Consider the following 387-nt stretch of genomic DNA (forward strand, 5'->3'; position numbering starts at 1 on the left):
CCGGCTCGTCACGGCCCTTACGGATCGTGGGCAGACACACCCCGTCGACGTGCGTCGCGAGCGCACCGGACGGGCCAACCTCGATGAACCGGGTAACGCCGGCGGCACGCATCGCGGCCAGGCCGTCAGCGAACCGGACGGGCTGGCGGACCTGCCGCACCCAGTACTGCGGGTCCATCACCTCGACACCGACCGGCTCACCGGTCACATTCGAGATCCAGCCCAACGACGGCATCTCGAAGTCGATGCCTTCCAGGACGGCGGCGAAGTCCCGCAGCATCGGCTCCATACGCGCCGAATGGAACGCATGACTGACCCGCAACCGCCGCGTCTTGTCGAACCCGGCCGCCACCGCCAGCACCGCGTCCTCATCACCGGAGATCACCA

Annotated in this window: 1 protein-coding gene; it reads right to left on the minus strand. The window is 68.5% G+C overall.

Annotation, left to right across the window (positions count from 1 at the left end; all coding sequences use genetic code 11):
- A partial coding sequence (locus tag LPA41_RS41355) for an acyltransferase domain-containing protein (protein WP_229076973.1) occupies nucleotides 1–387 on the minus strand: 387 nt, incomplete at both ends.

This window comes from Actinoplanes sp. DH11, from assembly GCF_020873875.1.
In the GTDB taxonomy this organism is placed as follows: domain Bacteria; phylum Actinomycetota; class Actinomycetes; order Mycobacteriales; family Micromonosporaceae; genus Actinoplanes.